Below are 20,782 nucleotides of genomic sequence, written 5' to 3'. Positions count from 1 at the left end.
CGAACGTATCTTCCTGTGGGTATTTGACGCAGTCGATATCGAAGGGCGAGCACATGCAGCTGGGCAAGGTCGGTATCTGGAGCATGGTCCACCTCTGGGCAGATCGGCCGGAAGTAGCGGCCGACCTGGAGAAACTCGGGTTCGGCACGCTGTGGCTCGGCGGATCGCCGAGTGCCGACCTGCGGATCGCCGAAACCCTGCTGGACGCCACCAGCACGCTGAAGGTGGCGACCGGCATCGTGAACGTCTGGACATCCGAGGCGGCGGAGGTGGCCGAGTCCTACCACCGCATCGCGGCGAAGCACCCCGACCGCTTCCTGCTCGGCATAGGCGCTGGCCACAAACTGTTCAACACCCAGTACGAGAAGCCATACAGCAAACTGGTGTCCTATCTGGACGAGCTGGACGCGGCGGGCGTGCCCACCTCGGGCCGCGCGTTGGCTGCGCTGGGACCCAAAGTGCTGACCCTGTCAGCGGAGCGCAGCGCGGGCGCCCACCCGTACTTCGCCCCCGCCGAGCACACCCGCCAGGCGCGGCAGACCCTGGGTGACGGTCCGCTACTGGCCCCGGAGGTGGCGGTCGTGGTCGAACCGGACCGTGACGTGGCCGACCGGATCATCCGCCAGTACACCCGGATGTACTTGCAGCTTCCCAACTACACCAACAACTTGCTCCGCCTCGGGTACACCGAGGAGGACTTCGCCGACGGCGGCAGCGACCGGCTGATCGGCGCGCTCATCCCGCAGGGCGTCGACAACATCGTCGCCACAGTCGCCGCACACCAGGCCGCCGGCGCCGATCACGTGAACCTGCAAGTGCTTACCGTTGACGGATCTCTTGATGTGGAAGCGTTCGAGGCTTTGGGTAACGCACTCACTTAACTCGCGTCGATGGCACCTTTGTCAAATCTCCCTGTCCACAACTGGCCGGTAACCCCCTTGACCAGCTGTTACCCCGTTAGACTGGAGCAGGGACGCCCCCCGGGTTGGGTGGGGGACTGTGTGTATAGGTGTTAGGGCTTCTTGGGCGCTTTTCGGGGTGTGGTTCTTTGTCATGGTCCTGGTTTTTGCACGGAACAAGCCTGGTCCCTCGCCGGGAGGCAGACCTCTGGGCAGGAGCCTGTGACGGGTCTTTGCCCTCGCCAGAGCTGAGTTTTTGGGGCGTGGGTGCTCCTGTCCGTCGGCTTGCCCGGAGGGAACCACGGACTGTCAAGAGGTCCGTTTGGCTTTCGCTGTGTGTTGGTTTGGGTGGGCGGGCGCCTCCTGACAGTCCGTGGTTGGCGTAGCTCAGGCCGACGGGCAGGAGCACCCGAAGCCCACCTCTGCGCTGGCGCGCTCGCCGCTCGGGGGTTGGTTTGCGCTGACACTTGGGCTGCTGTGGGTTGGTCTGCTCTTGTCCGCTGGTTTTGCAGAGTGTTGGGGGGAACGGTTTCATCGTGCGCGGGGTGGTCTGAATGCTGGGCGGTCGCCTCGGTTTCGGCGGGAGCGGATCCAGGCCAGGCGGTGCTGGGTTTCCGCGTAGTGGTCGGTGATCGTGACGCGGGCGGTGTCGAATGAGTGCAGCACTGCCCGGTTCAGTTCCAGGGTCGCGCGGTCGCGCCACAGTGTCCGGTCGGTTGACGTGTCCAGGCCCAGGTGGTCCGCTACTGGGCGGAGCATCGCGTAGGCCGATTCGTCTGCGAGGCCGCGGGTTCCGATGTCGGTGCCGACGAACCACGTGTTGAACGGTGCCGCCGGGTAGTCGATTCCGCCGATGCACAGTCGCATGTTCGTGATCACCGGCACCGCTGGCCAGCGCAGGCCCAGGTCTGCGAACCACGGCAGGTCCGGGTGCGTCAGCGCCACCTCTTCGACCACGTCGCGGGGGAGCTTGAACGGCTGCGGGTCCTGCGTGCCTGTGCTGACCACCAGGGGGAGGTGGTCGAAGGCCGTGCGTGGGACGGGTGGTTGCCAGCCCAGGCCTTCGACTGACTCGGTGAACTCGATGTTCCGCGCGTCGCCCATTTCCTGGTAGCCCGCGTAGCTGACCAGTTGGGCGTTCCAGATCCGTGGACCGGGTGAGTCCGGCCTGTCCGGGGCGAACACCGTGACGAGTGGTTGTATTCTCCCGCCGTTCGTCGCCAGCCTGAGGTGTTCGATGCACTGGGCAGCGACGGCCTGTGCTTTGTGGATGCCGCGCAGGTCCCGGACTTTCAGCCGTCGCCATGGCAGGCCGCTTGTGCACCAGCCGCTGTCGCGCAGTGCGACCCTGGCGCCGTAGCAAAGTTCCTCGTTCGTGTGCCGGTAGGTGCCGGTCTCCGCGATCTCCGCGCGCACCTCGGCCAGCCGATGGCGCACAGCGCCCGCCTCGGGGTGCGCGTCGTGGAACATCCGCAGGAAGTCCTCCGCCGCGGCGAAGGCGACCGGACCGCCGGTGATCGTTTCGTTGTACAGGGCGGTCACGGGCCAGAAATCTACGTGCGCGCCTGGCTTTGTCGACACTGCCAGACGGGTCACCCGCGAGACTCAGCCGTTCGGGTGGGTGGTGTACCCAGTGTGAGGGTGTCGGCATGTGATGCTCGCGGCTTGAGGCCTCGATCGGGCCGAATAGGATACGGGTCAACTGAATCGATCGCGAAGGCTGCTACCACGGCGTTGTCACTGCCTGTCACCATTGGTGCTCGCCGGTGACCGCCTGCCCGGCCCTCGTAGGATTCGGCTGCACAGGCATCCCAGCCCCGAGGAGGACGAGACCGATGCCCATCGCCACACCCGAGGTCTATGCCGAGATGCTGGACCGGGCGAAGCAGAACGAGTTCGCCTACCCCGCCATCAACGTCACCTCCTCGGAGACGCTCAACGCCGCGCTGCGCGGGTTCGCCGAGGCGCAGAGCGACGGCATCATCCAGGTGTCGACCGGTGGCGCCGAGTTCGCGTCCGGCACCAAGGTCAAGGACATGGTCACCGGCTCGGTCGCGCTGGCCGAGTTCGCGCACGTGGTCGCCGACAAGTACCCGGTGAACATCGCGCTGCACACCGACCACTGCCCCAAGGACAAGCTGGACAAGTTCGTCCGCCCGCTGATCGAGATCTCCAAGCAGCGCGTCGCCAAGGGCCAGAACCCGCTGTTCCAGTCGCACATGTGGGACGGCTCGGCCGTGCCGATCGACGAGAACCTCAAGATCGCGGCCGAACTGCTGGCCCAGGCCGTCGAGGCCAACATCATCCTCGAGGTCGAGATCGGCGTCGTCGGCGGCGAGGAGGACGGCGTCGCCAACGAGATCAACGACAAGCTGTACACCTCCGAGGAGGACTACCTCAAGACGATCGACGCGCTCGGCGCGGGCGAGCGTGGCCGCTACCTGCTGGCCGCGACCTTCGGCAACGTGCACGGCGTGTACAAGCCGGGCAACGTCAAGCTGCGTCCCGAGGTGCTCAAGCGCGGCCAGGAGGTCGCTGCCGAGAAGCTCGGCCGCCCGGCCGGCTCCAAGCCGTTCGAGCTGGTCTTCCACGGCGGCTCGGGCTCGGAGCTCGCCGAGATCCACGAGGCGCTGTCGTACGGCGTGGTGAAGATGAACATCGACACCGACACCCAGTACGCCTTCACCCGCCCGATCGCGGCCCACATGTTCAGCAACTACGACGGCGTGCTGAAGATCGACGGCGAGGTCGGCAACAAGAAGACCTACGACCCGCGCAGCTACCTCAAGAAGGCCGAGACCGCGATGGGCGACCGCATCATCGAGGCCTGCCAGCACCTGAAGTCCGCCGGTCGCATGATCGCCGGCTGACAGCCCGAACACGCGACGAGGCCCGCGCCGTGATCGGCGCGGGCCTCGTGCTTTCGGCGTCAGATCCGCGGTTCGGCCTCGTACACGACCGTGCTCCGTTCGCCCGCTCGCACTCCGGCGTTGCTGACTGGGTCGCCGTACTTGAGCCACCAGCCCTCCGGCGTCCGCACGCGGGTCTCGTACACGCCGGCGGGCAGGTCCGGGATCACGAACTCACCGTTCGCGTCGGTGGTCGCGGACGTGACCAGCTCGATGTCGTACAGGCCGACGACAGTCACGCGGACGTTCGCGAGGCCTTCGCCCGGGTCCTTCCTGCCGTTCTGGTTGCCGTCGACGTAGCTGAGGCCGGTCAGCGTTCCCTTGCCGCCGGGGACCGAGGCGCGGGCGTTGGCGTAGTTGTTCGTGTCGTCCGACTCGCCGTTGCTCGCGCTGAACCCGCCGGAGAAGGCGACGTTGCCCGCGGTGAACGAGCCTTCCGGCACCGTGCCGCGCAGCTTCGCTGGCACGGTTTGACCGGCGGTGATGGTGATTCCCTCGTCGAGGTGTCCGACGCCGCCCCAGTCGGTGACGTCCAGTTCGCTCGAGTCGCCGCTGCCGCCGGAGACGATCTTGACGTTCTTGGCGTCGACCGGGCCGATGTTGCGCAGGGTGAACACCACCACGGCGCTGTCACCCGGCGCGTACACGTACTTGTCGAACCGCGTGGCCTGCACGTGGACGTTGGGCTGGTCGGACGCCGCCGACGCGGTGGTGGACGCCACGGGCAGCACGGCTGCCGCGCTCAACGCGGCGATCGCCGCGACCCCTCTGACACGAGTGAACTTCGACATGATTCCCCTCCCACGATCGCTGTCGCACTCAATGTGCCGCCGGGCGCTTGCACATTTCTTCCGACCGCTGGGCGAGGAACGCAAGTCACCCGTTCGGGCGGGTGAGCTTCCTTGTCGCGCAACCGGTCGCGGTGAACAGTGCTCGGATGATGCCGAAACGCCTCGTCGCGGTCGTGATCCTCGCCTGTCTCGCACTGGCCACCCTCGGGGCGCTCGCCAGTCTGCTGGGCTGATTGGATGGGGCCATGTCGAACAACCTGCTTGGCCCCGAACCCACGCTGCTGCCCGAACGTGCTGAGCAGCAGGCCGCCATCGAGTCGGGCAAGGACGCGGCCGAGGTCGCCGCTGCCTGGCCGGACTTCAGCGAGGCCTGGGCTGCGCTGGCCGAGCAGGCCCTCGAGAAGGGCGAGCACGTCGCCGCGTACGCCTACGCCCGCACCGGCTACCACCGCGGCCTGGACCAGTTGCGCCGCAACGGCTGGAAGGGTTTCGGCCCCGTCCCGTGGAGCCACCGCCCCAACCAGGGGTTCCTGCGGGCACTGGCGGCGCTGGGCAAAGCCGCCAACGCCATCGGTGAGACCGAGGAGTACGACCGGGTCCGCAAGTTCATCGAGGACTCCGACCCGGCCGCGCCCCAGATCTGACCTAGCAGCTGCCGAGCATCGAGGTCAGCGCGGACTTCTCCGCCGAGTTCACGGTCAGCGCCCACTTGTGCTTCGAGCCGATCCACATCCGGGCGTACGTGCAGTGGTAGGACGTGAGCGGTGGCTTCCACACGTCCGGTGACTTGTCGCCCTTCGCCTGGTTGACGTCGTCGGTCACCGCGATCAGCTGCGGGCTGGACAGGTCGTTGGCGAACTGCTGGCGCTTCGACGTCGTCCACGATCTCGCGCCGGTCTTCCACGCGTTGGACAGCGGCACGACGTGGTCGATGTCGACGTCGGCCGCGGCCGACCAGGTGGCGCCGTCATACGGGCTGAACCACTTGCCTGACGTGGCGGCGCAGGAGGTGTCGACGACGACGTTGGTCCCGTCGCGCTTGAGCACTTCTTCTCTGGTGTTGCACGAGCCGGAAACGGTGCTCCAGTGCGGGAAGAGGTCGCGGTTGTAGCCGGTGCTCGGTCCGTCCGGAGCCACTGTCAGCCCGTTGAGCTGGGTACGTGCGGTGGCTGCGCTGGGAATGCCTGGCGGTGTCGCCCATGCCGCGACTGCCGTGCCGAGCAGCAGTGCGACGACGAGGAGCAGGGCCCGTAAGGCACTTTTGGCGATCATGTCACCTCCGTGTCGTGGGTCACTCGACCGTGACTGACGGAGGTAGCGTGAGCAATACCTTCGGGTGACACCCCTACGACGGATGCCGTAACTCGACGTCGATGATCGCGCGCATCATCTCGGCGGTCCGGTCCGCGATCTCCCCCGCTGAACAGGGACGATCGTGCAGCAGCCACCAGGTGATGGCCTGCACCGCGACCGCCCCGACAACGGTCGGCGCCAAGTCGTTGCCATCTTTCCCAGTCAGGTGGTGCGCGCTGACGGACGCCATCTTCGCGCGCATCATGTCGGCGAACCACGTGCCCGCTTTGCGGCTCAGCAACGCCTTGTAGAGCCGCTCGTAGGTGGCGACGTGGTCGAAGAACTCCGTCCAGCGCTGCGGCACGTCCTCCGGCGCGGTGGCCATCAGCGCGGTGAGCGCGTCGTCGAAGACCTGCTCGGCGAGGTGGTACTTGTCGCGGTAGTTCCGGTAGAACGCGGCCCGGCTGACCATCGCGCGCGTGGTGAGCTCACCGACGGTGATCCGGTCGAAGCCGCGTTCGTCGATCAGGTCGACCAGTGCGTCGCGCAACAAGATCCGGGTTCGGCGCACCCGCAGGTTCTCCTGAGACAAACGGCCTCCTTTGTCCGGAGTGGGACAGACCGTCTCGGTTGCGTCTTGGCCACCGACCAGCGCTCGGACAGTCTGCCTCATGAGAGACACAGTGTCTCGCTTGGAGGCAAACATGCGAGTGATCCGGGTCCACGAGTTCGGCGGCGCCGACGTGCTGGAAGTCGGCGAGGCCGAACGGCCCGAGCCGGGTGAGGGGCAGGTTCTCGTCGCGGTCGAGGTCGCGGCGGTCCTGTTCGCGGACACGTTGCTGCGGCGCGGTGCGGTGCCGTCGTGGGCGATGCCGTACGTCCCCGGCTTCGAGATCGGCGGCGAGGTGGTCGAGGCCGAGGACCAGGCACTTGTCGGCAAGCGCGTGGTGGCCAGGACAACTGGTTTTCAAGGCGGGTACGGGGAGTTCGCGCTGGCCGACCACGTGCACCTGGTGCCGGACGGCCTGCCGATCGAGCAGGCGGTGGCCGTGTTCGGCGGTGGGGACATGGCGACCGGCCTGCTGGACGTGATGCGCGTCGGTGAGGGCGACACGCTCCTGGTCACCGCCGCGGCAGGCCGGATCGGCCTGATGCTGGTCCAGTTGGCACGGGTTCGTGGTGCCCGCGTGATCGGTGTGACCAGCCCGGACAAGCTGGCCGCGGTCAAGGAGTTCGGCGCGGATGCCGTCACGTACGACGACGAGGACTGGGGCCGGCCCACCGTGGTCCTCGACTCGGTCGGCGGCGAAATCGGCAAGCGAGCCGTCGCCGTCGCCCAGGACCGCGCCGGGCTCTACGGCTACGCCTCAGGAGGATGGCCCGAGCTCGACACGCCGTTGATCGCGCAGCGCGGGCTGACCGTCGTCGGCGCGTCCGGCGTGCTCCAGCGCCGCACGCCGCAGCAGCAACGCGCGGATGCCGAGCAGGCGCTGCACAGCGGCCTGACCGCGAAGATCCACGCCGTTTACCCACTTGAGCGGGCCGCTGAGGCTCATACCGACCTCGAACGGCGCCGGAACACCGGAGCCGTGCTCCTGCGGCTCAGATGAGCCCTCTGGCAACGCGCAGATCCGAGGTGTGCCGGTACCAAGTCCACCGCGACACCTGCCGGGGATGGGTCACGCCGTCCCTGACCGGCAGCACGGGCAGGCTGCCCAGCTGGAACGCCCGGCCCTTGTACTCGTTGACGCGTTTGCCCAGCAGCCCGCGGCGGATCACGCGGACGACGAGCCCGTTGCGGCCGGTCGGGTCGGGCGTGATTTCGATCGCACTGACCCGGCCGCGCAGCGCCGTCGTGTCGTCGCAGTAACCGACACCACGCGTCGGCCCGATCTGGCCAAGCCCGACCAGCACGCCACCGGCGTCGTCGCGCAGCAGCGGGATCGGGTCGACGTCGCCGCGCAGCGCCACCTCGATCGCCTTGCCCGTGTCCGACGGCAGGTCCCACAGGTCCGCGACCGGGGAGTCGCCGGTCGGCACGAACCCCACGGCCACCTGGTCCACGAGTTCTTTGCGCAACAACCTCAGTACGACCGCGGCCAGGTCCGCGTCGGTGCCGAGCACCACGAGACGGCGCTCGCCGAGGCCCTTGAGCAGGGGATCCACGTCCGTCCGCCCCGGTGTGGCAGGCACCGCGGACACCTCGACGTCATCACGCTCGGTCAGCGCCGCCAACCGATCGTGTCCGGCCGAATCGCCGCAGGCCAGTACGAGTGCACCCACGCTGAGCTCCTGGTCTAGTCTCCATTACCGGCATTTCGCACGCCCGAATCCACCTGGAGTTTCACATGCCGGCCATCGTGGTCATCGGCGCCCAATGGGGCGACGAAGGTAAAGGCAAGGCAACCGACCTGTTCGGTGACCGCGTCCAGTGGGTCGTCCGCTACCAAGGCGGCAACAACGCCGGGCACACCGTGGTTCTTCCCGACGGGCAGAACTTCGCGTTGCACCTGATCCCGTCCGGGATCCTCTCGCCGAGCGTGAACAACGTGATCGGCAACGGCGTGGTGGTCGACCCCGGTGTCCTGCTGGAGGAGCTGTCCGGGCTGGAGGCGCGCGGTGTCGACACCGGCAAGCTGCTGATCTCCGCCGACGCGCACCTGATCATGCCGTACCACGTGGCGATCGATAAGGTCACCGAGCGTTACCTCGGCAAGGCCAAGATCGGCACGACCGGTCGCGGCATCGGCCCGTGCTACCAGGACAAGGTGGCCCGCGTCGGCGTGCGCGTGCAGGACCTGCTCGACGAGAAGATCATGCGCCAGAAGGTCGACGCGGCACTGGACTTCAAGAACCAGGTGCTGGTCAAGGTCTACAACCACCGCGCGCTCGACCCCAACCAGGTCGTGGACACCGTGCTGGAGCAGGGCAGCAAGTTCCTCAGCCGGATCGCCGACACCCGCCTGCTGCTCAACCAGGCGCTCGAGCGCGGCGAGAACGTGCTGCTGGAGGGCTCGCAGGGCACCCTGCTGGACGTCGACCACGGCACGTACCCGTTCGTCACCTCGTCGAACCCGACCTCCGGTGGCGCGTCGGCGGGCTCCGGCATCGGCCCGACCCGGATCACCACGGTGATCGGCATCCTGAAGGCGTACACCACGCGCGTGGGTTCCGGGCCGTTCCCGACCGAGCTGACCGACGAGATGGGCGAGAACCTGCGCAAGCAGGGCGGCGAGTTCGGTGTCACCACCGGGCGTTCGCGGCGCACCGGCTGGTTCGACGCGGTGATCGCGCGGTACGCCGCCAGGGTCAACGGCATCACCGACTACTTCCTGACCAAGCTGGACGTGCTGTCCGGTTTGGACACCGTGCCGATCTGCGTCGGGTACGAAGTGGACGGCCGCAGGGTCGGCGACATGCCGATGACGCAGACCGACGTGCACCACGCCATCCCGGTGTACGAGGAGATGCCGGGCTGGTGGGAGGACATCAGCCAGTGCCGGGAGTTCGGTGAACTCCCGGCGAACGCACGGGCGTACGTCGAACGGTTGGAGGAGTTGTCGGGCGCCAGGGTTTCGGCGATCGGCGTCGGCCCCGGCCGCGACCAGACGATCGTGCGGCACGAACTGGTGCGCTGAGAAGCCCCGTTCACCATCTGGGAATCGTTGACCACCGGCTGACCGGCTGAGAACACTCGGGGCTCATGAGCGAGCTTGCGAGCGAATCACCACACACAGGGCCCGCTCATGCGACGGGAACGCCCCACAGCGGGGAGAAGGCATGAGCTCCGTCGTGGTCGAGCCGGTGACCGCCCAACCCGTTGCGGCGCCGCCGAAGAAGCGGCGCCGCAGAACACCCGACCTACGCAGGTGGATCAGTCCACTTGCGATACTCCTGCTCTGGCAGCTGGCGAGTTCGACCGGTGTCCTGCCGCCGGACAAGCTCAGCTCCCCGTGGACGGTCCTCCAGTCGGCCGTCGAACTGGCCCGAACGGGCGAACTCGGTGAGGCGTTCGTCGTCTCCTTGCGCCGCGTGGCCATCGGTTTCGTGCTCGGCGCCGTGGCCGGGCTCGTCCTCGGCGTGATCTCCGGCCTCTCCAAGTGGGGCCAGGCGCTGGTCGACCCGCCCGTGCAGATGCTGCGCACGTTGCCGTTCCTCGGGCTGATCCCGTTGTTCATCCTGTGGTTCGGCATCGGCGAGGAACCCAAGATCGCACTGGTGACGCTGGGCGTCGCGTTTCCCCTGTACCTCAACGTGCATTCCGGGATACGGAACACCGAGCCGCAGCTGATCGAGGCCACCACCGCGCTCGGCTTCACCAGGGCCGAGCGGCTGTGGCACGTCATCCTGCCGTCCGCGGTCCCCCAGACGCTCGTCGGTGTGCGGCAGTCGCTGGGCATCGCGTGGCTGTCGCTGATCGTCGGCGAGCAGGTCAACGCGGACGCCGGACTCGGCTACCTGATCAACAACGCCAGGGATTTCCTGCGCACCGACGTGATCGTGGTCGGCCTGGTGGTCTACGCGATCCTCGGCCTGGTCACCGACGCGCTGGTGCGGCTGCTGGAAAGGAAGGCACTGCGATGGCGGGCGTGACGGTTCGCGGGCTGACCAAGCGGTTCGGCGCACGGGTCGTGCTGGACGGACTCGACCTGGACATCGCCCCAGGCGAGTTCGTGGCCTTGTTGGGGCACAGCGGTTCCGGCAAGTCGACCTTGTTGCGCGTGCTCGCCGGGCTCGACCGCGACGTCGAAGGCGAGGCGCGTGTCGACGGCACGGTGTCCGTGGCGTTCCAGCAGCCTCGGCTGTTGCCGTGGCGCAAGGTCTGGCGCAACATCGTCCTCGGCCTGCACCGGCCCGACGTGGGACGGGACCTGGCGTTGCGGGCGCTGGAGGAAGTGCGGCTCGCCGACCACGCCGACAAGTGGCCGCGGACGTTGTCCGGCGGTGAGGCGCAACGCGTTTCCCTTGCCAGGGCGCTTGTCCGCAAGCCGAACCTGCTCCTGCTGGACGAGCCGTTCGCCGCGCTGGACGCGTTGACGCGGCTGGCGATGCACAAGCTGGTGCGTGACCTGTGGCAGGCGCACAACCTGTCGGTGCTGCTGGTCACGCACGACGTCGACGAGGCATTGCGGCTGGCGCAACGGATCCTCGTGTTGTCCGACGGCCGGATCGTCAGCGAATACGGACCCGGCCAAGGTGTCCGGGCACAGGTTCTCGCCGACCTCGGAGTGAGTGAGAATGCGACTGCGTAACGGACTACTGGCGATCGCCGTGTTGTCGGGTCTCGCCGCGTGCGGGCAGGGCGCGCTCACCGCGAGCGGCCCACCGCCGCCGGTCGGCGCCGAGGACCTGGCGAAGGTCGTGCTCAAGGTCGGCGACCAGAAGGGCGGCTCGAAGACCCTGCTGACCACGGCGGGGCTCGCCGACACGCCGTACAGGATCGAATGGTCCACGTTCACCTCCGGCCCGCCGCTGCTGGAAGCCGCGTCGGCGGGCGCGATCGACATCGGCGGGGTCGGCAACACGCCACCGATCTTCGCGGCCGCCGCCAAGGCCAAGATCGCGATCGTCAGCTCCGGCAAGGGGAACGTCGAGAGCGATGTGCTGCTCGTGCCGTCCGGCTCGCCCGCGCGGACCGTCGCCGACCTGCGCGGCAAGAACATCGCGGTGGCCAAGGGCAGCTCCGCGCACGGCCAGATCCTGCTCAACCTGAAGAAGGCCGGCCTGTCCACCAAGGACGTCAAGCTGAACTTCCTGCAGCCGTCGGACGCCTACGCCGCCTTCACGCAGAGGCAGGTCGACGCGTGGGCGATCTGGGACCCGTACACGTCGCAGGCGTTGCTGGAGGCCGGCGCCCGCGTCCTCGTCGACGGCAAGGGCACCGCCAACGGGTACACGTTCCAGGTCGCGGGTCAGCCGGCGCTGGCCGACGCGGGCAAGAACGCGGCCATCAAGGACTACGTCACGCGGATCGCGAAGGCACAGCGGTGGTCCGACGCGCACCGGCCGGAATGGGCGAAGGCGTGGGCGGCGGAGACCGGCCTGAAGATCGAGGTGACCACCAAGGCCACCGACCGCGGTCCCGACCTGCCGGTCGCGCTGGACGACACGGTGGTCGCCTCGGAGCAGGAACTGGCGGACGCGTTCACCGCCGACAAGGTCCTGCCCGGCAGAGTGGATTTCGCCAGTTTCGTGGACAAGCGGTACGCGGCCGATCTGGGGAGCGTTGGATGAGCATCACGTTGCACTGGTTCCTGCCCACTTCCGGCGACGGCCGGACGATCGTGGAACGCTTCCACGCCAACCGTTCGCTCGGCGCCCCGGCGCAACGCCAGCCGGACATCGACTACCTCGCCCAGGTCGCGCGGGCAGCCGAGCAGCTCGGCTTCACCGGCGTGCTCACCCCGACCGGGACCTGGTGCGAGGACGCGTGGCTGACCACGGCGGCCCTGATCGCGCACACGTCCACGCTGAAGTTCCTCGTGGCGTTCCGGCCCGGCGTGATCTCACCGACGCTCGCCGCCCAGATGGCCGCGACCTACCAGCGGATCTCCCGTGGCCGATTGCTGCTCAACGTCGTGACCGGCGGCGACTCCATCGAGCAGCAACGCTTCGGCGACTGGCACGACCACGACCAGCGCTACGCCAGGACCGGCGAGTTCCTGGACGTCGTGCGCGGCGTGTGGTCGGGCAAGCCGTTCGACTTCGACGGCGCGCACTACCGCGTCGCCGGTGCGACGCTGCTCGCGCCGCCCGACCCGGTGCCGGAGATCTACTTCGGCGGGTCGTCGGCGGCCGCGCTGCCGGTTGCCGCGAAGTCCGCCGACGTGTACCTGACCTGGGGCGAGCCGCCCGCGCAGGTCGCCGCGAAGATCGAGGCCGTGCGCGCGTTGACCGACCGGCCGCTGCGGTTCGGCATCCGGCTGCACACGATCTCCCGCGACACCTCCGAGGAGGCCTGGGCCGAGGCGGCGAAGCTGTTCGACGCGCTCGACCCGGCGCAGGTCGCCAAGGCGCAGTCCCAGCTGGCGGCGAGCGAATCCGTCGGCCAGCGGCGGATGGTGCAGCTGCACAACGGCGCACTGGACAAGGGCGTGCGAGGCCTGGAGATCCACCCGGGACTGTGGGCGGGCATCGGTCTGGTGCGCGGCGGCGCGGGAACCGCGCTGGTCGGCAGCCACACGGAGGTCGCCGACCTGATCGCCGAGTACCACTCGCTCGGCATCACGGAGTTCGTGCTGTCCGGCTACCCGCACCTGGAGGAGGCGTACTGGTTCGGCGAGGGCGTCCGGCCCGAGCTGGCCCGCCGCGGCCTACTCGTCCCTGGTGAGCTTGGCCTCCTCGAGGTCTAGCTCCCGCAGCACCCGGCGGAGGACTTCGTCGTCGATCTCGCGCGCGTCGCGTGCGGCGACGAAGACCTCCCGCTCGGCCTCCAGCATCACCCTTCGCAGCCTGCGGTGCGCCGCGGCGGGACTCTCGGTCTCCTGACGCCCCAGCCGTTCCCACGCGGCGTTGCCGCGCATCTCGGCCACGCTGCGCAGGCGTTCCACAATGTACTCAGGCGCCGCCCGCTCCTCGATCGCCTCGTCGAGGCGGGTCACCGAAACCTCAGCGGCGCGGTGCTGCACCTGCGCCTCAGCCAAGTTGTCGGCCTGCTGCTCGTGACCGCGCACCCCGAGCTTCCTGATCACCCACGGCAACGACAGGCCCTGGATGAGCAGCGTGCCGACGGTGACGACGAACGTGCAGAACAGGATCACGTTGCGGCCGGGCATGGTCGGCGGGATCGCCGCGGCGGCGGCCAGCGACACCACACCCCGCATCCCGGCCCACGACAGCACGACGATGTCCCGCCAGCCGGGCTGGTCCTCCTTAGACTTGATCCGTTTGGACAGGTACACCGGCACGTAGGCGCCGGGGAACATCCACACGAACCGGATGACGATCGTGACCACGAGGACGGTGACCGCGCCGACGACGACCGGGGTGGAGATGTCCGCCGTGATCACCGACCGCAGCTGGAGCCCGATCAGGGCGAACACCAGCGACTCCAGCAGCACGTCCGCCGACCGCCACACGGCGGTCTCCTGCAGCCGGGTCGCGTACCCGGCACGCGGTGCGTTGTGGCCGAGGTACAGCCCCGCGACCACCACAGCCAGCACCCCGGACGTGTGCACGGACTCAGCCAGCAGATAGGTGCCGAACGGCACGAGCATGCCGAGCGCGCTCTCCAGCACCCCGTCACCGATCCGCATCCGGACCGCGTGCACGACAACACCGAGCACGTACCCGATGACGATCCCGCCGACCGCGCTGATCAGGAACATCGTCACACTGCTGCCGAACGAGACAGCGGCCTCGCCGGTCGCCGCCGCGAGCGCCACCCGGAACGCCGTCAGCGCGCTCGCGTCGTTGGCGAGGCTCTCCCCGGCGAGGATGGTCATCGTCCGTCTCGGCAGGCCCAGTTTCCGTCCGATGGAGACAGCGGCGACAGCGTCCGGCGGTGCGACAACAGCGCCGAGAACGAACGCCGCCGCCAACGACAACCCGGGAATGAGCATGTGAGCGACGAACCCGACCGCAGTCATCGTCGCGAGCACGAGGCCGACCGACAGCAGCCCGATGGGCCGCAGGTTGGCCCGGATGTTCAGGTACGAGCTGTCCAGCGCGGCCGAGTACAGCAAAGGCGGCAGCACCAGCAGCAGGATGAGGTCGGGCTCGATCTCGAACGTGGGCATGCCGGGGATGTACGACACCGCCAGCCCGACCGCGACGAGCAGCAGCGGCGCGGACCAGTTGAGCCTGCGCGCGAGAGCAGTGATCGCGAGCGAGCCCACCAGCAGCATGAGCAGGTCAGTTCCGTGCAAGTCCTCACCCCGGGAAGTCATTCCGGTCAGTCCGGCGTTGAATCACACCATGAGTTGTACGCACGTCGCCGAACTACCACCCGAACCGCGGGCGGACAGCGTCGAAGGATGCCCGGAATGCCTGGCTGTCGGCGAAACGGGCTGGGTCCACCTGCGCAAGTGCCTGACCTGCGGCCACATCGCCTGCTGTGACTCGAGCCCGAACCGCCACGCCACCGCCCACTTCCACGCGGAAGCCCACCCGGTGATGCGTTCACGCGAGCCGGGAGAGTCCTGGCGCTGGTGCTACGTGGACAACCAGCTGGTCTGACCGGCCACGGTGATCACAGGGGAGCCTTCCGGGGGCGAGTCCTCGCGAACCCGGTCCCGCCGGAAGGCTCCCTGGTGGGTTTCGGCGTCAGCGCCTGTTCTTGCGGGCTTCCACAGCCGTGTCCGTGTTGTCGGTGAAAACGCCGTCGACACCGGTGGCGAAGAACTTCTCGAACTCGCCGAAGGCGTTCCCGTATTCCGCGGCGACCGCCGAGGAACGGAAATCCGCAGGCAGGAAGCTGTTCTCGTTGCGGAAGGTGTACGGCACGACCTTCAACCCGGCCTTGTGCGCGTCAGCGACCAGCGAGGTGGGTGCCTTCAGGAACCCGGCCGCGTCCCGCGGGATGATCTGGGCCTTCTCCGGGCCGAGCCAGTCGGCGTACTTCGCCACGTCACGCAGGCCGGCCGGGCTGACGATGTCGGCGTACGTGCGCGGATCGCCCTTGACGACGAAGTCGTACGGCGCGCCCGTCGCGCTGGTCAGCTGCACGAGTTGGACCCTGAGCTGGCGGTTGAGCGACACCAGGTTGCCGACCTCGAAGGACTGCACGACGACCTTCGCACGCGGGTGGTTGAGGCCGTTGCGGTCGAGCGTGCGGACCACGCCGGGCTCGAGTGCCTTGCCGATCGACTGGAAGTACGTCGGGTGCTTGGTCTCCGGCGCGATCCCGATCTCCCTGTGCAGCTCCCATGACAGGCGCCTGCTCAGCTCGATCACTTCCTGGAAGGTGGGCACCTCGAAGCGCTTGTTGTAGATCGTGTTGCGCTGCCGGATGTCCGGGATGCGCTCGGTCGCGCGCAGGGTCTTGAGCTCGGCCAGGGTGAAGTCCTCGGTGAACCAGCCGGTCAGCGGGGCACCGTCGATGTTCTTCGTGGTCTTCCTGCCCGCGAACTCCGGCCGGGCGGCCACGTCGGTCGTGCCGCCGATCTCGTTCTCGTGCCGGGCCACCAGCACGCCGTCCTTGGTCGACACCAGGTCGGGCTCGATGTAGTCGGCGCCCATCCGGGCCGCCAGCTCGTAGGAGGCCAGCGTGTGCTCCGGGCGGTAGCCGGAGGCCCCGCGGTGCCCGAAGATCAACGGCTTGGCCTGCTCACCGCCGCCTTGTGCCTGCGGGTCCGCTGTCGCCGGGCCGACCATCGCGACCAGCGCGATCCCGGACAGCGCCAACGCGGCGAGTCGTTTCCCCATCACGTGCCTCCTTCGACCTTCGAGTGCGTGGACGCTACCGGGCATTCCTGCACGGTCGGCCACGCCCGGATGAACGTTGTGCGCGTCTGTCCTAAGGCAATGCAAAGAACAGTGTGATGCCGACCACCTCAGCAGGTACGTTCGCCGGGTGACCACCGCAGAGCAGCGCAGTCTCGACGACATCGTCGGCGCGCACGACGAGGAACGCCCCGCGCGGAAGTTGTCCCCGCGCTGGGAACGGGCGTTGTGGATCGTCGGCGCGGGGGTCGCGCTGCTGGTGCTCAAGCAGGTCTTCCTGCCCTTCGACCAGGGCAACCAGTACTACCTGGTGATCTTCCTCGCGGTCACACTGCCGCTGGTGTTCCTCGCGTACCGGCCTGCGGGACGTGGCACGAAGGAGAACGACGACCCCGGCGTGATCGACTGGGTGCTCTCCGCGCTCACGCTCGTGGTCGCGCTCTACCCGTTGCTCACGGGATTCGACGCGTTCCTCGACCGGCAGGGCCAGCTGTCCACTGTGGATGTCGTCGCCGGTGCCGTCCTGCTGCTGCTCATCCTGGAAGCGACCAGGCGGACGACCGGGCTGATCCTGCCGATCATCTGCCTGGTCTTCGTCGGGTACGCCTACTACGGCGGATTCCTGCCGCAGAGCTGGGCGATCTCCCACGCGGGGATGAACTTCGACGAGATCATCAGTGCCCTGTACGACCCCAGCAACGGGTTCTTCGGCACACCGCTCGACGTCGCCGCCACCTACATCGTGCTGTTCACGATCTACGGCGCGGTGCTGGCCAACTCGGGCGCGGGCAAGTTCTTCGTCGACTTCAGCTTCGCGTTGTTCCGCAAGTCCCGCACGGCTCCCGGTCGCACGACCGCGCTGTCCGGGTTCCTGCTGGGGACCGTGTCCGGTTCGGGCACGGCGACCACGGTCACGCTCGGCGCGATCACGTGGCCGATTCTCAAGAAAGCCGGGTACCCCAAGGAGAACGCGGGTGGGTTGCTGGCCGCGTCCGGCATCGGCGCGATCCTCTCGCCGCCGACGCTCGGCGCAGCCGCGTTCATCATCGCCGAATACCTGGAGACGTCGTACCTCACGGTCCTGCTGTGGGCGATCGTCCCGACTCTCCTCTACTACCTCGGGATCGTGTTCGCGGTCGAGGCCGACGCCCGCCGGTTCGGCGCGCACTCGGTGGACGTGGACACGCCGAAGGCCTGGGCCGTGCTCGCCAAGGGCGGCTACCACTTCGCGTCGCTCGCGATCATCGTGGTGTTCCTGGCGCTGGACATCCCGCCGTTCTCCGCAGTGGTCTACGCGTCCGGTGTCGCGGCGCTGTTCTCGTTGGCTGGCAAGCTTTTCGGTGCGGACAAGCGAGCCGCGCTGATCGCGTGGACCAAGGAGCTCGTCGACTCGCTGTCGGAGGGCATCCGCGGTGCGCTGCCGGTGATCGCGGTCTGCGCCGCGGCGGGCGTGATCACGTCGACGATCACCAAGACCGGTCTCGGACAGGTCCTGGCGGACGCGTTGGTGAAGGCCGCGAGGTCGTTGTCCGACAACCCGACTGTCGTGCTCGCGTTCACGGTTGTGTTCTGTGCCTTGGCAGTGTGCGTGCTCGGGCTTGCCGTTCCGGTCACCGCGTCGTTCATCATCTCGTGGGTGGTGATCGGGCCCGCACTGATCGCGCTGGGTGTGCAGCCCGCCGAGACCGCCATGTTCATCTTCTACTACGCGGTGCTGTCCGAGGTCACGCCGCCGACCGCGCTCGCGGCCGTCGCGGCGTCGGCCATCACAGGCGGCGCGGTGCTGAAAACCATGTGGCAGACGTGGAAGTACACGCTGCCCGCATTCCTGGTGCCGCTGGCGTTCGTGCTCACCGACAACGGATCCGCGTTGCTGTTGCAGCGGCCGTTCCTGGATGTCGTGTGGGTGACGGCCGTGTCCGCACTCGGTGTCGCCGTGCTCGCTGTCGTCACGACCGGCTGGCTGATCGGTCCGGCGAAGATGCCCGTCCGGATCCTGTGCGTCCCGGCGGCGCTCCTGCTGCTCTACCTGCAGCCACTTTCCATCGCGATCGGGGCGGGCTTCGCCGTTGCCGCCGTAGTCGTGCACTTGCTGTTGCGGCAAAAGGACAAGGAGATCAACAGTGTCGACAGTGCGTAGGGCACTCATTGGTGTGGTGGGGGTCGCGCTGGTGGCCACCGGGTGCGGCGGCAAACGCGAGGACAACAACCAGTCCGCGCAACAGCCCGGCGGGCAGACCTCGTGCGAGGCGGCCGAGGGCCGCGTGACCATCGCGACCGGCAACGTCGGCGGCGTCTACTACGTGCTCGGCGGCGGTCTCGCCCAGGTGATCAGCAACAGCTCGAAGCTGAAGGCGACCGCGGCGGACACGGGCGCGTCCGTGCAGAACATCCAGCAGCTCACGGACAAGACCTACGACATCGCGTTCTCCCTCGCCGACACGGCGGCCGACGCCGTGCAGGGCAAGTCCGCCTTCGAGGGCAAGCCGCAGAAGATCCAGGCCCTCACCCGGATCCACTCGAACTACACGCAGGTCGTGGTGCGCGCGGACAGCGGGATCAACAGCGTCGCGGACTTCCGCGGCAAGCGGATCTCCACCGGGTCGCCGAAGTCGGGCACCGAGGTGATCGCCAACCGCCTGCTGCAGGCGGCCGGGCTCAAGGACAGCGACCTCTCCCCGCAGCGGCTGGCGTTGCGCCAGACCGTCGACGGGATGAAGGAAGGCAAGATCGACGGGCTGGTGTGGTCGGGCGGCCTGCCCACCCCGGAGATCACCGACCTGACCACGTCCATGGGCGACAAGGTGAAGTTCATCGACATCACCCCGCAGCTCGGCGCGCTCAAGCAGCTCAACCCGGTCTACGACCAGGGCAGGATCCCGGCCGCGACCTACAAGCAGCCGTCGGACGTACCGACCATCGTGGTGCCGAACTTCCTGCTGGTCCGCGAGGACTTCCCGGCGGGCAACGCGTGCGCGATCACCAAGCTGATCTTCGACAAGAAGGCCGATCTGGAGAAGACGCACCCGTCGGCGAAGGAAATCACGAAGGAAACGGCCGTCAAGACCGATCCAGTACCAGTCCACCCGGGTGCCAAGCAGGCCCTCGGGGTGAGCTGAACGGAGCGCGGCACCTATCCTTTTCAGTCGTGCGAGTTCTCGTCATCGGGTCTGGGGCCCGAGAGCATGCCCTGGTCCTCGGCTTGTCGCGGGACCCGAAGGTCACCGCGCTGGCCTGTGCGCCCGGCAACGCCGGGATAGCCGCGGTCGCCGAGCAGTACGGCGTCGAGGTGTCCGACCCGGCCGAGGTCACGGCACTGGCCGGCAAGTGGCAGGCCGACCTGGTCGTGATCGGCCCCGAGGTCCCGTTGGTCGCGGGCGTCGCCGACGCGGTCAGGGCGGCGGGCATCGCCTGTTTCGGCCCGTCCGCCGAGGCCGCCCGGATCGAGGGCTCGAAGGCGTTCGCCAAGGACGTCATGGCCGCCGCCGGGGTCCCGACCGCGCACAGCGAGATCGTGGACAACCCGGCACGGCTGGACGCCGCGTTGCAGCGCTTCGGCCCGACCTACGTGGTCAAGGACGACGGCCTGGCCGCGGGCAAGGGCGTCGTGGTGACCCAGGACCTGGCGGCGGCCCGCTCGCACGCGATGACATTGCTGGACGGCGGGCACCCGGTCCTGCTGGAGTCGTTCCTGTCAGGACCGGAGGTGTCCCTGTTCTGCCTGGTCGACGGCCAGACCGTGGTGCCGCTGCTGCCCGCGCAGGACTTCAAGCGCGTCGGCGACGGCGACAGCGGCCCCAACACCGGCGGCATGGGCGCGTACACACCGCTGCCGTGGGCCGGGGACGACCTGGTGGCGACCATTGTGGACAAGGCCGTCCAGCCGGTCGTCGACGAGCTGGCCAAACGCGGCGTGCCCTTCTCCGGCCTGCTCTACGCGGGCCTGGCGATCACCCCGACCGGCCCGCAGGTGATCGAGTTCAACTGCCGCTTCGGCGACCCGGAGACCCAGGCGGTGCTGGCGCTGCTGCGCAGCCCGCTCGGCGAACTGCTCAACGCCGCGGCCACCGGAACCCTCGCCGGCCAGCCCCCGCTGGACTGGGCGGAGGGATCGGCGGTGACCGTGGTGGTCGCCGCCGAGGGCTACCCGGGCAGGCCGCGGACCGGCGACGTGATCGCGGGCAGCGAAGCCGAAGGAGTCCTGCACGCGGGAACCCGCAGGCGCGACGACGGAGCAGTGGTGTCGTCGGGCGGCCGGGTGCTGTCGGTCGTCGGAATCGGCGACGACCTGGATGCGGCGCGCCAGGATGCGTACCGTCGGATCGAGAACCTGCACCTCGCCGGGTCCCACCACCGGACGGACATCGCCCTGCGCGCGGCACGCGGAGAGGTCGCGGTTCCGGCTAGCTGATTCGGTGGAACCGCGTGGCCGGTTTCTCCGTCAAACTTCAGGTAGGGGTCTACCAGCGTTGGTAGCCTACGAAAAGAGACCGGACGACTACAGAAC

21 protein-coding genes are annotated in these 20,782 nt (G+C 68.3%); 14 read left to right on the top strand and 7 right to left on the bottom strand.

Annotated features, from left to right (window positions below; translation table 11 throughout):
- Nucleotides 1-53 precede the first annotated feature (53 nt).
- A complete protein-coding gene (locus AOZ06_RS51950; protein WP_054296136.1) occupies nucleotides 54-881 on the top strand; it encodes an LLM class F420-dependent oxidoreductase in 828 nt (275 codons plus the stop codon).
- Nucleotides 882-1,430: 549 nt separating this feature from the next.
- Here AOZ06_RS51950 and AOZ06_RS51945 read toward each other — a convergent pair.
- Nucleotides 1,431-2,441, bottom strand: a complete 1,011-nt coding sequence (locus AOZ06_RS51945) for a nitric oxide synthase oxygenase (RefSeq protein WP_054296135.1) — start codon at nucleotides 2,439-2,441, stop codon at nucleotides 1,431-1,433.
- Nucleotides 2,442-2,734: 293 nt separating this feature from the next.
- On the opposite strand from AOZ06_RS51945, the gene fbaA reads away from it, so the two are divergent.
- A complete protein-coding gene (gene fbaA, locus AOZ06_RS51940) occupies nucleotides 2,735-3,769 on the top strand; it encodes a class II fructose-bisphosphate aldolase (protein ID WP_054296134.1) in 1,035 nt (344 codons plus the stop codon).
- Nucleotides 3,770-3,828: 59 nt separating this feature from the next.
- Here fbaA and AOZ06_RS51935 read toward each other — a convergent pair whose 3' ends face one another.
- Nucleotides 3,829-4,599, bottom strand: coding sequence for a carboxypeptidase-like regulatory domain-containing protein (locus tag AOZ06_RS51935; protein ID WP_054296133.1), 771 nt, complete (start codon nucleotides 4,597-4,599; stop codon nucleotides 3,829-3,831).
- Nucleotides 4,600-4,700: 101 nt separating this feature from the next.
- Here AOZ06_RS51935 and AOZ06_RS61480 point away from each other — a divergent pair, with 101 nt between their 5' ends.
- Nucleotides 4,701-4,832 carry a hypothetical protein gene (locus AOZ06_RS61480; RefSeq protein WP_257721450.1) on the top strand — a complete coding sequence of 44 codons (132 nt, stop codon included), beginning with the start codon at nucleotides 4,701-4,703 and terminating at the stop codon, nucleotides 4,830-4,832.
- Between the two features lie 12 nt (nucleotides 4,833-4,844).
- Entirely contained in the window at nucleotides 4,845-5,243 is a 399-nt protein-coding gene (locus tag AOZ06_RS51930) for a DUF3151 domain-containing protein (protein WP_054296132.1), read from the top strand.
- 1 nt (nucleotide 5,244) lies between these two features.
- On the opposite strand, the gene AOZ06_RS51925 is transcribed toward AOZ06_RS51930, so the two are convergent.
- Complete coding sequence (locus tag AOZ06_RS51925; RefSeq protein ID WP_083472498.1) at nucleotides 5,245-5,871, bottom strand: HNH endonuclease family protein; 627 nt, start codon at nucleotides 5,869-5,871, stop codon at nucleotides 5,245-5,247.
- Nucleotides 5,872-5,944: 73 nt separating this feature from the next.
- The gene (locus tag AOZ06_RS51920; protein ID WP_054296131.1) at nucleotides 5,945-6,484 is read right to left on the bottom strand and encodes a TetR/AcrR family transcriptional regulator; all 540 of its coding nucleotides are present in this window, start codon (nucleotides 6,482-6,484) and stop codon (nucleotides 5,945-5,947) included.
- A gap of 112 nt (nucleotides 6,485-6,596) precedes the next feature.
- On the opposite strand from AOZ06_RS51920, the gene AOZ06_RS51915 reads away from it, so the two are divergent.
- Nucleotides 6,597-7,502 (top strand): alcohol dehydrogenase catalytic domain-containing protein, encoded by a 906-nt coding sequence (locus tag AOZ06_RS51915; RefSeq protein WP_054296130.1) that lies wholly within the window; start codon nucleotides 6,597-6,599, stop codon nucleotides 7,500-7,502.
- Here AOZ06_RS51915 and AOZ06_RS51910 read toward each other — a convergent pair.
- The gene (locus AOZ06_RS51910; RefSeq protein ID WP_054296129.1) at nucleotides 7,495-8,175 is read right to left on the bottom strand and encodes a hypothetical protein; all 681 of its coding nucleotides are present in this window, start codon (nucleotides 8,173-8,175) and stop codon (nucleotides 7,495-7,497) included. The two genes, AOZ06_RS51915 and AOZ06_RS51910, sit on opposite strands and share 8 nt — an antisense overlap.
- A gap of 65 nt (nucleotides 8,176-8,240) precedes the next feature.
- On the opposite strand from AOZ06_RS51910, the gene AOZ06_RS51905 reads away from it, so the two are divergent.
- From AOZ06_RS51905 to AOZ06_RS51885, 5 genes are all read left to right on the top strand, one after another.
- Complete coding sequence (locus AOZ06_RS51905; RefSeq protein ID WP_054296128.1) at nucleotides 8,241-9,530, top strand: adenylosuccinate synthase; 1,290 nt, start codon at nucleotides 8,241-8,243, stop codon at nucleotides 9,528-9,530.
- Between the two features lie 142 nt (nucleotides 9,531-9,672).
- A complete protein-coding gene (locus AOZ06_RS51900) occupies nucleotides 9,673-10,485 on the top strand; it encodes an ABC transporter permease (RefSeq protein ID WP_054296127.1) in 813 nt (270 codons plus the stop codon).
- The gene (locus AOZ06_RS51895) at nucleotides 10,473-11,144 is read left to right on the top strand and encodes an ABC transporter ATP-binding protein (protein WP_054296126.1); all 672 of its coding nucleotides are present in this window, start codon (nucleotides 10,473-10,475) and stop codon (nucleotides 11,142-11,144) included. Before AOZ06_RS51900 ends, AOZ06_RS51895 begins: the two co-directional genes overlap by 13 nt.
- Nucleotides 11,131-12,126, top strand: coding sequence for an ABC transporter substrate-binding protein (locus AOZ06_RS51890; RefSeq protein ID WP_083472496.1), 996 nt, complete (start codon nucleotides 11,131-11,133; stop codon nucleotides 12,124-12,126). The genes AOZ06_RS51895 and AOZ06_RS51890 overlap by 14 nt, the downstream gene beginning before the upstream one ends.
- Complete coding sequence (locus AOZ06_RS51885; protein WP_054296125.1) at nucleotides 12,123-13,244, top strand: LLM class flavin-dependent oxidoreductase; 1,122 nt, start codon at nucleotides 12,123-12,125, stop codon at nucleotides 13,242-13,244. The genes AOZ06_RS51890 and AOZ06_RS51885 overlap by 4 nt, the downstream gene beginning before the upstream one ends.
- Here the strand turns inward: AOZ06_RS51885 and AOZ06_RS51880 are convergent.
- Nucleotides 13,206-14,759 (bottom strand): Na+/H+ antiporter, encoded by a 1,554-nt coding sequence (locus AOZ06_RS51880; protein ID WP_054297541.1) that lies wholly within the window; start codon nucleotides 14,757-14,759, stop codon nucleotides 13,206-13,208. The genes AOZ06_RS51885 and AOZ06_RS51880 overlap by 39 nt on opposite strands.
- 49 nt (nucleotides 14,760-14,808) lie before the next feature.
- Here AOZ06_RS51880 and AOZ06_RS51875 point away from each other — a divergent pair, with 49 nt between their 5' ends.
- On the top strand, nucleotides 14,809-15,069 hold the full coding sequence (locus tag AOZ06_RS51875) for a UBP-type zinc finger domain-containing protein (protein WP_054296124.1): 261 nt from the start codon (nucleotides 14,809-14,811) through the stop codon (nucleotides 15,067-15,069).
- Between the two features lie 87 nt (nucleotides 15,070-15,156).
- Here AOZ06_RS51875 and AOZ06_RS51870 read toward each other — a convergent pair whose 3' ends face one another.
- A complete protein-coding gene (locus AOZ06_RS51870; RefSeq protein ID WP_054296123.1) occupies nucleotides 15,157-16,257 on the bottom strand; it encodes a glycerophosphodiester phosphodiesterase in 1,101 nt (366 codons plus the stop codon).
- 148 nt (nucleotides 16,258-16,405) lie between these two features.
- Between AOZ06_RS51870 and AOZ06_RS51865 the strand changes: the two genes are divergently transcribed.
- The 3 genes from AOZ06_RS51865 to purD are packed head-to-tail and all read left to right on the top strand — an operon-like array spanning nucleotide 16,406 to nucleotide 20,686.
- A complete protein-coding gene (locus AOZ06_RS51865; protein ID WP_054296122.1) occupies nucleotides 16,406-18,415 on the top strand; it encodes a TRAP transporter permease in 2,010 nt (669 codons plus the stop codon).
- Nucleotides 18,408-19,394: a TAXI family TRAP transporter solute-binding subunit gene (locus AOZ06_RS51860; protein WP_054296121.1), complete on the top strand. Its 987-nt coding sequence runs from the start codon at nucleotides 18,408-18,410 to the stop codon at nucleotides 19,392-19,394. Before AOZ06_RS51865 ends, AOZ06_RS51860 begins: the two co-directional genes overlap by 8 nt.
- Nucleotides 19,395-19,423: 29 nt before the next feature.
- Entirely contained in the window at nucleotides 19,424-20,686 is a 1,263-nt protein-coding gene (gene purD, locus AOZ06_RS51855) for a phosphoribosylamine--glycine ligase (RefSeq protein WP_054296120.1), read from the top strand.
- Nucleotides 20,687-20,782: the final 96 nt, after the last annotated feature.

Source organism: Kibdelosporangium phytohabitans (assembly GCF_001302585.1).
GTDB lineage: Bacteria > Actinomycetota > Actinomycetes > Mycobacteriales > Pseudonocardiaceae > Kibdelosporangium > Kibdelosporangium phytohabitans.
This window is presented reverse-complemented; position numbering and strand designations above follow the sequence as displayed.